This is a genomic window from Sphingobium sufflavum (genome assembly GCF_021403115.1).
GTDB classification, from domain to species: domain Bacteria; phylum Pseudomonadota; class Alphaproteobacteria; order Sphingomonadales; family Sphingomonadaceae; genus Sphingobium; species Sphingobium sufflavum.
Genome location: NZ_JAJSSH010000001.1, coordinates 143,534 through 157,283, shown reverse-complemented (window position 1 = coordinate 157,283; position 13,750 = coordinate 143,534). Strand labels below are relative to the sequence as shown.

The following is a 13,750-nucleotide window of genomic DNA, read 5'->3' as shown; positions in this document are numbered from 1 at the left end:
GTCACTCCGAATCGGGCGGGGGACCGGCTCCGTCTTCGGGCGTCGGCATCGGGAGAGAAAGCGGGATCCCGGATCGGGTCCGGGATAACGGTGGCAAGGGCGGCTCCCCAAACCGCGGTCACCGCCGCCCGGCTCACAGGAAGCCGCAGCCGATCATCCCGACCGGCTGCGGCTTCCTGTCCATCACGCCAGGCCCGTGTCAGGCCCTCCTGTCAGGCTGAGGCATCGCTCAGCAACTGGTCGGTCGGGGCGGAGATGGAGGGGTTGCGGCCCTTATACTCCACCCGCGCTCGGCGGACGCCCGCGCCATAGTCCGGGTGGACCTGATCGAACAACCGCGCCTGCCGTTCCTCGATCTCGTCCGGGATATTGCCCATGGCCGCCGCGATATTGGCGAACAGCCGTTCCTTCTGCCCAGCGTCGAACAGGGTGAACAGCGCACGGGGCTGGCCGAAATCATCATTGCCCTCACGATGGTTATGACGGTCCGCATCGCCGCTGATCTTCAGGGGCGGTTCGGCGAAACGCTTGTCCTCCACCGGTCCCGAAAAACTGTTCGGCTCATAATAGGCCGCCGGGTTGGGGTTGTTCGGCGTGAAGCGCATCGCCCCATCCTTATGATAGGTGTGGACCGGCGATCGGGGGGCGTTGACGGGCAGCGCCTCATAATGGGTGCCGATCCGGTGGCGATGCGCGTCCGCATAGCTGAACACCCGCGCCTGCAACATCTTGTCGGGCGAGAAGCCGATGCCCGGCACGATGTTGGACGGCGACATCGCCAGTTGCTCGATCTCCGCGAAATAATTGTCCGCGTTGCGATTGAGTTCGAGGATGCCGATGTCGATCGGCGGATAGTCCCCATGCGGCCACACCTTGGTCAGGTCGAAGGGGTTGTAGGGCGTCTTGTCCGCATCCTCCTCCGGCATGATCTGCACCTGCATCTTCCAGAGCGGGAAATCGCCCTTTTCGATGGCTTCGAACAGATCCTCCTGCGTGGACTCGCGGGTGCGGCCGACGACGGCGCCCGCCTCCTCATTGCTCCAGTGGCGGTGGCCCTGAAGCGTCTTGAAGTGGAACTTGACCCAGAAACGCTCGTCCGCGTCGTTGATGAGCGCGAAGGTGTGGCTGCCATAACCGTTGATGTGGCGCACGTCGGTGGGCAGGCCGCGATCCGACATCAGGATCGTCACCTGATGCAGCGATTCAGGGCTGAGCGACCAGAAATCCCACATGGCGGTGGGCGAGCGCAGGTTGGTGCGCGGATGCCGCTTTTGCGTGTGAATGAAGTCCGGGAATTTCAGCGGATCGCGCACGAAGAAGACCGGCGTGTTGTTGCCGACCAGATCCCAGTTGCCCTCCGGCGTGTAGAATTTGATCGCAAAGCCGCGCACGTCCCGCTCCGCATCCGCTGCGCCCGCCTCGCCCGCGACGGTGGAGAAGCGCAGGATCAGGTCGGTCTCGGCGCCGGGTTGCAGCACCTTCGCCTTGGTATAACGGCTGATGTCGCCGGTGATGGTCAGCTTGCCATGCGCGCCCCACCCCTTGGCATGGACGACCCGTTCCGGGATGCGCTCGCGATTCTGATGGGCCAGCTTCTCGATCAACTGATAATCCTCCAGCAGGAGGGGACCGCGCGGCCCCGCGCTCTTGCTGTTCTGGTTATCGGCAATCGGATTGCCGCCACTGGTGGTCAGGACAGGCCTGTCAGTTCCGGATTGGTCGGTCATCGGTCAGCTCCTCATCTCTTTTATCGCGATGAGATGATCCTAGCGCAGCAGTTTTAAGCGACTAAATTGATAAACACCCTCACTTTGAATGAGTAAGTCGATGAAGAACCGTTGCCCGCCCGATGATAACCAAAGGGCGGGGCTGTTCCGGGTCAGCCCTTGGCAAATCCCATCTGCCAGAGGATGAAGGCGAACTCCTCCGCCGTTTCCTTGAGCGATTCCCAGCGGCCCGACTTGCCGCCATGGCCCGCGCCCATGTTGGTCTTGAGCAGCAGGATATTGTCGTCCGTCTTGTGCTCGCGCAGTCTGGCCACCCATTTGGCGGGTTCCCAATAGGTCACGCGGGGATCGTTGAGGCCCGCCGTGACCATCAGGGGGGGATAGGCCTGCGCCTTCACCTGATCGTAGGGTGAGTAGGAGGCGATCAGGTCGAACGCCGCCGCATCCTCGATGGGATTACCCCATTCCGGCCATTCGCCGGGCGTCAGCGGCAGGGAGGCGTCCAGCATGGTGTTGAGCACGTCGACGAACGGCACATGCGCCACCACCGCGCCCCACAGGTCGGGGTCGGAGTTGATGACCGCGCCCATCAGCTCGCCGCCCGCCGATCCGCCGCTGATCGTCACCTTGCCCGCGCTGGAGAAGCCGAGGTCGATCAGGCCCTTCGCCACGTCCACGAAATCGGTGAAGCTGTTGGTGCGCTTGTCCAGCTTGCCGTCGAGATACCATTGCTGGCCAAGGTCGTCGCCGCCCCGGATATGCGCGATGGCATAGGCGAAACCCCGGTCGAGCAGGGAGAGGCGACCGGTGGAGAAGCCCGGCTCGATGGCGATGCCATAGGCGCCATAGCCATAGAGGTGGAGCGGGCGGCTGCCGTCCTTCGGGAAATCCTTCGCATAGACGATGGAGACGGGGATGGCGGTGCCATCGCGCGCGGTGATGGTCAGGCGTTCACTTGCATAGGCGCTGGCGTCATAGCCCGACGGTATCTCCTGCACCTTCAATGTGGTGCGGATGCCGGTGGCGAGGTCGAGGTCGAAGATGGTTTCGGGCGAGACCATGGATTCATAGCTGATCCGCAGCTTCGCTGAATCATATTCGGGATTGTCGTCCAGACCCGCGACATAGGCCGCCTCCGGGAAGGTGATGCGGTTCGGCGTGTGGGTGTCATAGTCGCGCAGCTCGATCTGGTCGAGGCCGTCCTCCCGCCCTTCGGTCACATAGAAATATTTGAAGAGGGAGACGTCGGTGAGGTAGAATTGCTCCGATGGGGCAATGATCTCCTCCCACACGTCCGGCGTCTCCACACGGGCGCGCACGAGGCGGAAATTGGGGTGGGTGTCGTTGGTGCGGATGTAGAGCCAGCCGTCATGCTCATCCACGTCATATTCGCGGTCGGGCAGGCGCTTTGCGACCAAGCGCGGGTCGGCCAGCGGGTCGTCGGCGGGGATCATCCACACCTCGCTGGTCACATGGTCGCCGGTGCCGATGACGATCCAGTTTTCCGCGCTGGTCAGGCCGACGGAGACACGAAAGCCCTCATCCTCCTCATGGAACAGTTCCACATCGTCGGACAGGGGCGTGCCGATGCGGTGAAGCCGGGCGTTGTCGGTGCGCCAGTTATCGTTGGCGAGACCATAGATCAGGGCCTTGCCATCCTTCGTCCAGACCAGCGACGACAGGGTGCCGGGGATGACATCGTCCAGCAGCGCGCCGGTTTCCAGGTCGCGGATGCGCGCCTCGAACCGTTCGGACCCATTATCGTCGATCGCGAAAGCCAGATAGCGGCCGCAGGGCGAGATGGAGATGGCGCCAAGCCGGAAATACTCCTTGCCCTGTGCCAGCGCCGGTTCGTCCAGGATGAGCTGGTCCGCGCTGCCGTCGCCGGGGGCGGCGACCGGGCGGCGGAACCATTTGCGATATTCCGCCCCCTGCTCGAACGCGCGCCAGTAGATATAGGCGCCATCCTTTTGCGGGACGGAGGCGTCATCCTCCCGGATGCGGCCCTTCATCTCCTCGAACAGCGTGTCGATCAGCGGCTTGTGCGGGGCGATCGCATCCTCGAACCAGCGATTTTCCGCCTCCAGATAGGACAGCACATCCTTGTCCGTGACATCGGGATAGCCGGGATCGCGCAACCAGGCCCAGGGGTCGGTGAGGGTGCGGCCATGATGGGTGATGCTGTGGGGGCGCTGTTCCGCACGGGGCGGCTGGTTGTTATCGGTCATGACAGCGGAGATAGAGCGGGCGGGGGCAAGGCTCAATGGGTAAGGGAAATTCAGGGAGCCGGGGGGGGGCGCGCTTCGGGCGCCGGAGGCAAGTCCCCGGTCAGGCGGCCAGCGACTGGCGCACGCCGCCATCATATTCCGCCGTCACGTCGATCTTCACCCCGCACAGGCGCACGACCTTGCCCTCTTCCACCACGGGCACGGCGGACAGGCGCATCCAGCGATGATCGCCGCCCGGCTGCCGCAACTCCGCATCCACGGTGAAGCCGCGCCGGTAGCGGATGGCGTAGGCGCGCAACTCCTCCATCACCGCGCGGGAGGCGGGGGTATAGAGGGACACGCTCAGCGCCCGATCCATCACCATGCCGCGCGGCAGGCCGAACAGGTCATAGACGCCCGCCGACCATGTCACCCGATTGTCGAGCAGCCGACAGTCCCACACGCCGATGCCATGGCGGGCAAGCGCGCCCTCCACGTCCGCCACCGCCGCGGGGGACGGCGTCGCGCCCAGCCGGAACGGGGCGAGCGGGGAGACGTCGAGCTGCTCGCGCGCCTCGAACAGCGGCCAGCTATGGTTCAGTGGCAGGGGAAGGCTGGGGGGATGGCGGGATGACAGGGGCACGGCCCCAATCTAGGCCCGACCCCTTAACCATAGATTGCGAACCGCTCGCGAATCGCAGGATTTTCGCCCTTCGGCGGCTGGCGCGGCGACATAAACGCCCTATGTTGAGGGCGAGATGCCACCATTGGGACTACCCCCTTCCATGTCGAGCCATGAAGACCGCCTGAAAGCCCTGCGCGACCAACTTGCCCGCGACCGCCTGACCGGCTTTGTCGTGCCGCTGACCGACGAGCATATGAGCGAATATGTCGGCGCCTATGCGCAGCGGCTGGCGTGGCTGACCGGATTCCAGGGGTCGGCGGGCAGCGCGGTGGTGTTGCCGGAGGAAGCGGCGATCTTCACCGACGGCCGCTACACGCTCCAGGTGCGCGAGCAGGTGGACGGGCAGCATTGGCAGTATGAGGGGATTCCGCAGACCAGCGTCGCGGCCTGGCTGGGCGCCCATGCGCCGGAGGGGGGACGCATCGGCTATGATCCCTGGCTGCATACCCGCAAATGGGCGGAGGACGCCGCCGTATCGCTGAAGGCGCGGGGCGCGGATCTGGTCGCGGTGGACACCAACCCGGTCGACGCCATCTGGCCCGACCGCCCCGCGCCCGGCACGGCAAAGCTGCAACCGCATGAGGAACGGCACGCGGGCCAGTCCAGCGCGGAGAAACGCGCGGCGATCGCCCAATGGCTGGCGACGAACCGGGCGGATGCGGTGGTCCTCTCCGCGCTCGACAGCATCGCCTGGGCGTTCAACATCCGGGGCAGCGACGTGGACCGCACGCCGGTCGCCCTCGCCTTTGCGCTCGTCCATGGCGACGGGACGGCGGACCTGTTCGTCGACCCGGCCAAAGTCGGGCCGGACATGGCGGCGCATCTGGGCCATGCGGTGCGGATCAGGGACCGGGCGGGCTTTGGCGAGGCGCTGGACGCGCTGGCGGGCAAGACGGTCGCGGTCGATCCGCAGCGGGCGGTCGCCGCCATCTTCAACCGGCTGGACGATGCGGGGGCGACCATCGTGGCGCAGCGCGACCCCACCATCCTGCCCAAGGCGATCAAGAACCCGGTCGAAATCGACGGGCACAAGGCGGCGCAGGCGCGGGACGGCGCCGCGCTCTCCCGCTTCCTCCACTGGCTGTCGGTGGAGGGGCCGAAGGGCCACGAGACGGAGATGTCCGCCGCCGACCGGCTCCACGCCTTTCGCGCGGAGGGGGGGCTGCTGGTCGACCTGTCGTTCGACACCATCGCCGGGTCCGGTCCCAATGGCGCGGTCGTCCATTATCGCGCGGAGGAGAAGACCAACCGGCCGGTGGAGCCGGGCACGCTGCTGCTGGTCGATTCGGGCGGACAGTATCGCGACGGCACCACGGACGTGACCCGCACCGTCGCCATCGGCACACCGACGGCGGAGATGGTGCGCAATTTCACGCTGGTGCTGAAAGGCCATATCGCGCTGGCCACCGCCACTTTCCCCAAAGGCACCAAGGGCGGCCAACTCGACGTGCTGGCGCGGCAATATCTGTGGGCGGCGGGCCTCGACTATGCCCATGGCACCGGCCATGGCGTGGGCAGCTTCCTGTCGGTGCATGAGGGGCCGCAAAGGATCGGCACCTCCACCGAGGGTGACGAGCCGCTGGCGGCGGGCATGATCGTGTCCAACGAGCCGGGCTATTACAAGACCGGCGCCTATGGCATCCGCATCGAGAATCTGGTGCTGGTCGAACCGCGCAGCATCGACGGGGCAGAGCGGGAGATGCTGGGTTTCGAGACGCTGACGCTGGCGCCGCTCGACCGGGCGCTGATCGACCTGCCGCTGCTCAGCGCGGCGGAGCGGGCGTGGGTGGACGCCTATCATGCGCGCGTGCTGGCGGTGATCGGCCCGCAGCTGGAGGGGGATGCGCTGGCGTGGATCGGGATGGCCTGCGCGCCGCTCTGAACCCCGCGGCACAGCCATGCTGACCGATGCGGAGCGCGAACGGCGCCTGCCGGTCTGGCATGCGCTGTCCGACCTGTTTCTGGACACCGAATCGCAGCCGGAGGATTTTGACCGCATCGCGGCGACCCTGCGCGCGTCGGGCTATCCTACGGACGTTTTACACCGGATTCTGGTGGAGGAGGTCGCGCCCGCCTTTGGCCCCAACCTGTTCAGCGTCGCGGGCGAATGGGCGGGCTGGTCGATCGACGCGGTGCGGGAGACAATGACCGCGTTGTTGGCCCGGCCTCCGCGCAGGGTGTGGCGCTGGCTGACCGCGCGGATGCTGCGCCGCCATCTCGACGAACCATGGGCGGAACTGGCGCGGCGTCTGGACGGGGTGCCCGATTCGCCGCCGGGGCCGTCACCCCTCGCCTGATTCGTCTCCTACCCCATCCTCACCGGTGCGAGCGTCGGCCTGCGCCCGCCCCTGCGCCTTGCGACGGCGCAGATTGGCGCGCAACTGGGCAGCCAGCCGTTCCTGGCGCGAATCGGCCGGGCGGTCGGGCGGGGCGGGATCATGGAGCTTGTCGGTCATCGGGACGATGCGATAGCCGCGCTGCCAATCACGACGCAAGCACCACGCGCCTTGACAGGAGCGTCTGGCCCCGCCATAGGCGCGGCTCCTTCGGTGCAGGGGCTTCCCTTGCACCCGTGGGCTGCCGTAGCTCAGTGGTAGAGCGCATCCTTGGTAAGGCTGAGGTCGTGAGTTCAATCCTCACCGGCAGCACCACCCTTCCCCCCTTGGGAGGAAGGGTCGGTCCGATACAAAAGCCCCGCCCCGTGCGGGGCTTTTTCGTTTCCGGGATGCGCCGCTCCGGACCCCGGCCGCAGGACGACGGTACGATGAAGGTCGTATCACCCGTCATTAACCCTGCTTATTGGCGGAAAACCAAGGGCAACGGCCATAGGCACGACGCCTGCCCCCGGCAGGCTCCCTTTCTCCCAAGAAACTTCAAGGGAACCCCACAAGGAACCGTCGCATGACCCTGACCGAATCGCCGCAGCGCGAAGCCCGCCACGCCATCCGCGCCGACGTGCGCCTGTCCGGCATGGCGGGAGAGGCGCACGGCGGGGAGATGCTGGCGGAGGGGGTGATGATCGACCTGAGCCGCCACGGCATGGGCACCGACGGCCTGATTCATTTCCCGCCGGAAAGCGCGGTGCATGTGACCTTCCCCGACGGGACGACCCGCACCGGCACGGCGATGTGGCATGACAGTTTCTGGTCGGGCATCCGATTCGATGCGCCGCTGACCTCCGGCGAACTGGCGAGATTGATCGCCACGCTGGAGCGCAAGCCGCATTTCATCCGCCACACGGCATAGGCTCTGCCGGCTTCAGGTGGAACGGCGCGGGCCGCTGTCGCTGGGGTCACCGTGGTTGACGCGGGGCAGAGTGTAGCGACGCCTGCCCGTGATCCGGCCCGATCAGGCCGGATAGTGGCTCGCTGGCCCGGTCAGGCTTTCGCTTCGCTGGACAGGGCTTCCATGATCTGCCGGATCGGGGCGAGGTCATAGCCCGCCGCCGTCGCCGTCTGGCCGATGCTGTCCACATCGTCGCCCGCCCGCGCCCGGCCCAGCGCCCAGAGCAGCGTGCTGCGCGTGCCCGACCGGCAATAGAGCAACGCCTTGCCCTCGCCATTGTCCGCCAGCGCGGTGTCCAGCGCGTCGATCTGCCACGGGGCAAACCCCGCGTGCGTCACCGGGATCGCCACATAGGCCAGCCCTTCCGCCCTGGCCGCCGCCTCGATAGTCTCGCCGGGGGTCTGGTCCGCCGATTCCCCTTCGGGCCGGTTGTTCACGACCAGCGACACGCCCAGCCGCGCGGCCTCCGCCACGGTATCCACCGAAATCTGGGGCGCGACATAGAGTTTTTCGGTCAGGGCGATAAGCATGGCGACAGCCTTTCCTATGGATCGTTGGCCGCTGCATACGCCCCCGACCGGCGGCAGCGCAAGCGGCCACGCTCCCCGACGGACCTACAGCAGCAGCGCCTTCAACTGGGCAAACGCATGGGCGCGGTGGCTCATCCCATGCTTGGCGTCCGGCTCCATCTCACCAAAGGTGATGGCATGGCCGACGGGCACGAAGAAAGGGTCGTAGCCGAAGCCCTGATCGCCACGCGGCGGCCAGACGATGCGGCCGTCCACGCGCCCCTCGAAACTCTCCGTATGGCCGTCGGGCCAGGCGACGCACAGGGCGCAGACGAAATGGGCGTCATAGCCCGCGTCCGGCCCCCTGGCCTCCACTTCCTGCCACACGCGCTGCATGGCCATAGCGAAATCCTTGCCCTCCCCGGCCCAACGGGCGGAAAAGATGCCGGGATCGCCGTTCAGCGCCTCCACGCACAGGCCGCTGTCGTCGGCGAGGGCGGGCAGGCCGGACAGGTCCGCCGCCAACAGCGCCTTGAGTTCCGCATTGGCGATGAAGCTGGTGCCGGTCTCCTCCGGCTCCGGCAGGTCGAGCGACGCCGCAGAGACAGGCTCGATGCCGAAGGGGCCGAGCAGATCCGCAATCTCGCGGATCTTGCCCTTGTTATGGCTGGCGATGACCAGCCGGCCCGGCTCCAGCCGCCGCGTCACCGCGCGGCGTCCGCGACAGCGCGATCCTGCGCCTCGAAAACCTGGCCGCAGCCGATGCGGGCGAGGCGCAGGAGGCGCAGCAGCCCCTCCTCGTCATAGGTTGCGCCCTGTTCGGCGGTAGCCTGCACTTCCACGATCTGGCCGTCGCTGGTCAGCACGAAATTGCCGTCGGCCTCCGCGGTGCTGTCTTCAGGATAGTCGAGGTCGAGGACCGGCGTGCCCTGATAGATGCCACAGCTGATCGCCGCGACCTTGCGCGTGATCGGGTCGGTGGTGAGCAGGCCCTTGGCGAGCAGACCGTTGACCGCGAGGCGCAGCGCGACCCAGCCGCCGCAGATGCTGGCCGTGCGCGTGCCGCCATCGGCCTGCAACACGTCGCAATCGATCGTGATCTGACGCTCGCCCAGCGCCTTCAGGTCCAGCGCGGCGCGCAGGCTGCGCCCGATCAGGCGCTGGATTTCCTGCGTGCGACCGGACTGCTTGCCCTTTGCCGCCTCGCGGCTGCCACGGGTGTGGGTGGCGCGGGGCAACATGCCATATTCCGCCGTCACCCAGCCTTCACCCTTGCCGCGCAGGAACGGCGGCACGCGCTCCTCGATGGAGGCGGTGCACAGCACCCGCGTATCGCCGAAGCCGATGAGGACGCTGCCCTCCGCATGAATGGTGAAGCCGGTTTCAATGCTGATGGGGCGCATCTGATCGGGGGTGCGGCCGGACGGGCGCATGGGGCAATCCTCTTCTATTCGGACAGGGAAAATGGTTGGTGCTGCCCTAGACGGGTTGGCTGGAGGGGGGAACCGCAAAATTGGGGGGAGGGGCGAGAGGCAGATGCGAAGCTGGAGAAGGCCGTTCGTCCTGCTCAGGCGAGAGGCCCATGACGTCTTTGAGTGTCGAAGGACTGCACGTCTCTTTTGCGCCGGGCATCAGGAAGAAGAACGGTCCTTCGGCACGCTCAGGACGAACGGGAGGGGGACGCAGGCGGTGCTTGTTCCTCCGGTAAAACTCTATGCTCTCGTCGCCTCGGATGGGGCAGAGCCTGTTTCTTTTCCAAGACGCGGACATCAAGACAAAGAGCGGATTCCGGATCAAGGCCGGGATGTCGAAGGAGGGCATATCCGTGTCCGCCTCTTCCGATCCATATCGTTAGCCAGCCAGCCTTCCCCAATAGAAAAAGGGCCGCGGTTGCCCACAGCCCTTTTCCAAAATCGCTGGTTTCGAAACTTAACGCTTCGAGAACTGGAAGCTCTTGCGTGCCTTGGCGCGACCGTACTTCTTACGCTCGACGGTACGGCTGTCGCGGGTCAGGAAGCCCTCGGCCTTGACCGTGCCGCGCAGGATCGGCTCATATTTGGTCAGCGCCTGCGAAATGCCATGCTTGACCGCGCCAGCCTGACCGGAGAGGCCGCCGCCCTTGACGGTCGCAACGACATCATACTGGCCCGTGCGGTCCGTGACCGTGAAGGGCTGGTTGATGACGAGGCGCAGCGTCGGACGCGCGAAATAGATTTCCTGGTCGCGGCCATTGACGATGATCTTGCCGGTGCCGGGCTTCACCCAGACGCGGGCAACGGCGTCCTTACGACGACCGGTGGCATAGGCACGGCCCTGCGCATCGATTTCCTGCTCGCGCAGCGGCGCGTTGGAGACGATGGGCACGAACACGGCCGGCGCATCGGACTCGACCGACTCTGCTTCGGGAGCCACAGCCTCGACGCCGCTGGTCAGCGCGCCCAGATCTGCAAGGGACTGGCGGTTATCGGACTCGATCTCGGACATTATGCACCCACCTTGTTCTTACGGTTGCGCGACGCGAGGTCGAGCACTTCGGGGTTCTGTGCGCCGTGCGGATGCTCCGTGCCGGCGAAGACGCGCAGGTTGCGCATCTGCTGACGACCCAGCGGGCCGCGCGGGATCATGCGCTCGATCGCCTTTTCCAGGACGCGCTCCGGGAAACGACCGCCCAGGATCTTCTGGGGCGTGGTTTCCTTGATGCCGCCGGCATAACCGGTGTGCTTGTAGTACACCTTGTCGGTCAGCTTCTTGCCGGTGAACTTCACCTTGTCCGCGTTGATGATGATGACATTGTCACCGCAATCGACATGGGGGGTAAAGCTGGGCTTGTGCTTGCCGCGCAGGATGCTGGCAATGATCGAGGCTGCACGGCCGACGACGAGACCCTCGGCGTCGATCAGCAGCCACTTCTTCTCGACGGTGGCCGGGGTCGCCGGCTTCGTCGTCTTCATGAGCGCCTTCATGGGCTATTCACTCCACAATGTCCGGTTGCCCTGTCCCCGCGACAGCAGGGAGACTCCCGTTCAAACAGTAAGGCGGCGCCACAAGGCACCGCCGTTGCAGCGCCTTTCGCGCAAAGGCCGTCGAAAGTCAAGGAATACGGGGCTTTTCCTGACAGGTATTATAATACCTGCCTTATTGGGGCTGTAACAGCCAGTCCTCCCGCAGGGGGCGCAGCGGCGAACTGGCCAGGGTGATGCTCCGCTCCAGCGCCCGTAACAGCCCCGTCCGGCCATCGACCCGATAAGTGCCCACATCGCTGACTCCGGCGGAATCCGCCCGTGTCAGGATATGCAGCAGGCCGTCGGGCGATGGGACGGCATCCGACGGGGTCAGCGTGCCGCAATAGCGCAGGACCGGCTTGAGGAAGGCGGTCAGGATGCCGATCCGTTCCGCATCGCCCATGGTCGCCAGCGAGCGCAGCATCGCATCGGTGCGCAGATTGGGTTTGCCGCCCTGCGCCATGGACGCATCCAGCCGCGCCTGACGATGCCGGAAATCCTGCCAGAGCAAATCGAGCGAATGGACATCGCGAATCGCCATGGCGGCATCCAGCCGCACCCTGATCCGCACCTCCCCCGGCGCGCCATAGGCCAGCACCATCCGTTCGCGCGCGCCCGACCCGGCCGGGCCGCCGTCCGGCTGATCCGTCTCCAGCCCCGCGATGGCCGCCTCCACCGCCATCCCCTGCCCATCCCGCAGGAAGCGCAGGTCGCGGGTGACGGTAGCGGTCGCGGCACTGCCATCGGCCAGCCACATATGCTGCGTCACGATCAGGCGAAGCGGCCGGTCCAGCGGCGGGTCGCAAGCGATGACGCGCGCCGGTCCGGCATGGGCAGGTCCGCCCGCCGCCACATAGAGCGCGAGGGGCAGGATCGCCGCACCGCTCCTCATGCAGGCCCACCGCCCTCGCCCACCCAGCCGACATAGGCGGGTGCGGCCTCCGCATCCCAACTCAGGATGGCGGGGACATCATAGGGATGGGTTTGCTCCAGCCGTGCCATCAGCGCGGCGCGGCAATCCTCACCGGTCTTGAACAGCACGGGATATTCCACCCGCGTCTCATAGACGCCGTTCCACAGGTAACAGGACCGGCAAGGCGACAGGATGTTGGCGCAGGCGGCCAGCCGGGCCTGCACCACATCCGCCACCGCCTGCTCCGCAACCTCAAGATCGTCGTACAGGGTGTAGACGATGGCGATCGGGCCGGTCATCCCCGCACGCGCTCGGCGCCCAGCCGGTGCGCGCCCGCGACCGTCACGCCGAGCAGCACCGCGCCGGCCACCTGATGCGTCACCGCGATCGGCAGGGCGACGCCCGTGACCACCGTGGCGATGCCCAGCAGTATCTGCACCGCCACCAGAGTCAGCAGCGCATGGGCCATCCCCCGCGCCTCCACCCGCTGTAACTGGCGCGCCAGCACGAATATGGCGAGGGCGACGCCCCATGCCCACCAGCGATGGATGAAATGGACGAGATATTGGTCGCTGGTGATGGTGCGCCAGAAACTGCCCCACCAGACGATGCCCTCCGGCACGATATGGTCGTTCATCAGCGGCCATGTGCTGGAGACATAGCCGGCGCGCAGCCCCGCCGTGATCGCGCCCAGCAGCAACTGGACGAACAACAATATGACCGTCGCCACGCCCCACAGCGTCGGGCGCACCGGTCGCGCCACCGGGTTACGGGTGAGCAGCCGCATGTCGCACGCCGTCCACAGCACCGCCCCCATCAGGATGAGCGCCATGCCCAGATGCGCGGCCAGCATCGCCGGTTCCACATTGACCCGGTCGGTCAGCCCGCTCTTGACCATCAGCCAGCCGACGGCCCCCTGCGCCCCGCCCAGCAGCAGCAGGATGACCAGACGGACACCATGACCCCGTGGCACCGCACGGCGGGCGAAGAACCACAGCATGGGCAGCGCATAGACAAGGCCTATGATCCGCCCCAGAAGCCGGTGGACATATTCCCAGAAGAAAATGTGCTGGAACGCCGCCAGCGTCATGCCCTGATTCATCAACTCATATTGCGAACTATGCTTGTAGCGTTCGAACTCCGCCGCCCATGCCGCATCGCCGATGGGTGGCAGCGCGCCCGTCACCGGCTTCCATTCCGTGATCGACAGGCCCGATTCGGTGAGTCGCGTCACACCGCCCACCAGCACCATGAGGAGGATGAGAGCGGCGACCAGGAACAGCCAGCGGGCAATGGCGGCGGGCCGGGCGACCGGGCGGCCCGTGGTGGGGTGAGCGGACATATCCATGGCCGCGAAATGCGCCTGACGCCGCCGGGATGCAAGGTTTAACGGCCTTCCCGGCACGCTCTCCATTCCGTTCG

The 13,750-nt window shown here is 66.3% G+C and carries 15 protein-coding genes and 1 tRNA gene; 4 read left to right on the top strand and 12 right to left on the bottom strand.

Annotation, left to right across the window (positions count from 1 at the left end; all coding sequences use genetic code 11):
- Positions 1-212: 212 nt before the first annotated feature.
- The 3 genes from LWE61_RS00870 to LWE61_RS00860 all read right to left on the bottom strand — a co-directional run bounded on the left by LWE61_RS00870 (position 213) and on the right by LWE61_RS00860 (position 4,577).
- Entirely contained in the window at positions 213-1,727 is a 1,515-nt protein-coding gene (locus tag LWE61_RS00870; RefSeq protein ID WP_234147924.1) for a catalase, read from the bottom strand.
- A gap of 152 nt (positions 1,728-1,879) precedes the next feature.
- A complete protein-coding gene (locus tag LWE61_RS00865) occupies positions 1,880-3,955 on the bottom strand; it encodes a S9 family peptidase (protein ID WP_234147923.1) in 2,076 nt (691 codons plus the stop codon).
- Between the two features lie 100 nt (positions 3,956-4,055).
- Positions 4,056-4,577: a PAS domain-containing protein gene (locus LWE61_RS00860; RefSeq protein WP_234147921.1), complete on the bottom strand. Its 522-nt coding sequence runs from the start codon at positions 4,575-4,577 to the stop codon at positions 4,056-4,058.
- A gap of 142 nt (positions 4,578-4,719) precedes the next feature.
- On the opposite strand from LWE61_RS00860, the gene LWE61_RS00855 reads away from it, so the two are divergent.
- Positions 4,720-6,501: an aminopeptidase P family protein gene (locus LWE61_RS00855; RefSeq protein ID WP_234147920.1), complete on the top strand. Its 1,782-nt coding sequence runs from the start codon at positions 4,720-4,722 to the stop codon at positions 6,499-6,501.
- A 16-nt stretch (positions 6,502-6,517) separates the two neighbouring features.
- On the top strand, positions 6,518-6,916 hold the full coding sequence (locus LWE61_RS00850; RefSeq protein ID WP_234147919.1) for a DUF7079 family protein: 399 nt from the start codon (positions 6,518-6,520) through the stop codon (positions 6,914-6,916).
- Here the strand turns inward: LWE61_RS00850 and LWE61_RS00845 are convergent.
- The gene (locus LWE61_RS00845) at positions 6,902-7,114 is read right to left on the bottom strand and encodes a hypothetical protein (protein WP_234147918.1); all 213 of its coding nucleotides are present in this window, start codon (positions 7,112-7,114) and stop codon (positions 6,902-6,904) included. The genes LWE61_RS00850 and LWE61_RS00845 overlap by 15 nt on opposite strands.
- 81 nt (positions 7,115-7,195) lie before the next feature.
- Here LWE61_RS00845 and LWE61_RS00840 point away from each other — a divergent pair.
- A tRNA-Thr gene (locus tag LWE61_RS00840) sits at positions 7,196-7,270 on the top strand.
- A gap of 250 nt (positions 7,271-7,520) precedes the next feature.
- Complete coding sequence (locus LWE61_RS00835; protein ID WP_234147917.1) at positions 7,521-7,865, top strand: hypothetical protein; 345 nt, start codon at positions 7,521-7,523, stop codon at positions 7,863-7,865.
- Between the two features lie 131 nt (positions 7,866-7,996).
- On the opposite strand, the gene LWE61_RS00830 is transcribed toward LWE61_RS00835, so the two are convergent.
- The 8 genes from LWE61_RS00830 to LWE61_RS00795 form a co-directional block, all read right to left on the bottom strand.
- Positions 7,997-8,434, bottom strand: coding sequence for a TIGR01244 family sulfur transferase (locus LWE61_RS00830; RefSeq protein WP_234147916.1), 438 nt, complete (start codon positions 8,432-8,434; stop codon positions 7,997-7,999).
- A gap of 84 nt (positions 8,435-8,518) precedes the next feature.
- Positions 8,519-9,121: an RdgB/HAM1 family non-canonical purine NTP pyrophosphatase gene (gene rdgB, locus LWE61_RS00825; RefSeq protein ID WP_234147915.1), complete on the bottom strand. Its 603-nt coding sequence runs from the start codon at positions 9,119-9,121 to the stop codon at positions 8,519-8,521.
- Positions 9,118-9,846, bottom strand: a complete 729-nt coding sequence (gene rph, locus LWE61_RS00820; RefSeq protein ID WP_234147914.1) for a ribonuclease PH — start codon at positions 9,844-9,846, stop codon at positions 9,118-9,120. The genes rdgB and rph overlap by 4 nt, the downstream gene beginning before the upstream one ends.
- Positions 9,847-10,342: 496 nt before the next feature.
- A complete protein-coding gene (gene rpsI / locus LWE61_RS00815) occupies positions 10,343-10,897 on the bottom strand; it encodes a 30S ribosomal protein S9 (RefSeq protein ID WP_234147912.1) in 555 nt (184 codons plus the stop codon).
- Positions 10,897-11,376 (bottom strand): 50S ribosomal protein L13, encoded by a 480-nt coding sequence (gene rplM, locus LWE61_RS00810; protein WP_234147905.1) that lies wholly within the window; start codon positions 11,374-11,376, stop codon positions 10,897-10,899. Before rplM ends, rpsI begins: the two co-directional genes overlap by 1 nt.
- 172 nt (positions 11,377-11,548) lie before the next feature.
- On the bottom strand, positions 11,549-12,307 hold the full coding sequence (locus tag LWE61_RS00805; protein WP_234147902.1) for a hypothetical protein: 759 nt from the start codon (positions 12,305-12,307) through the stop codon (positions 11,549-11,551).
- Positions 12,304-12,627, bottom strand: a complete 324-nt coding sequence (gene cutA / locus LWE61_RS00800; RefSeq protein WP_234147899.1) for a divalent-cation tolerance protein CutA — start codon at positions 12,625-12,627, stop codon at positions 12,304-12,306. The genes LWE61_RS00805 and cutA overlap by 4 nt, the downstream gene beginning before the upstream one ends.
- Positions 12,624-13,676, bottom strand: coding sequence for a COX15/CtaA family protein (locus LWE61_RS00795; protein WP_407696170.1), 1,053 nt, complete (start codon positions 13,674-13,676; stop codon positions 12,624-12,626). The genes cutA and LWE61_RS00795 overlap by 4 nt, the downstream gene beginning before the upstream one ends.
- Between the last annotated feature and the right edge of the window lie 74 nt (positions 13,677-13,750).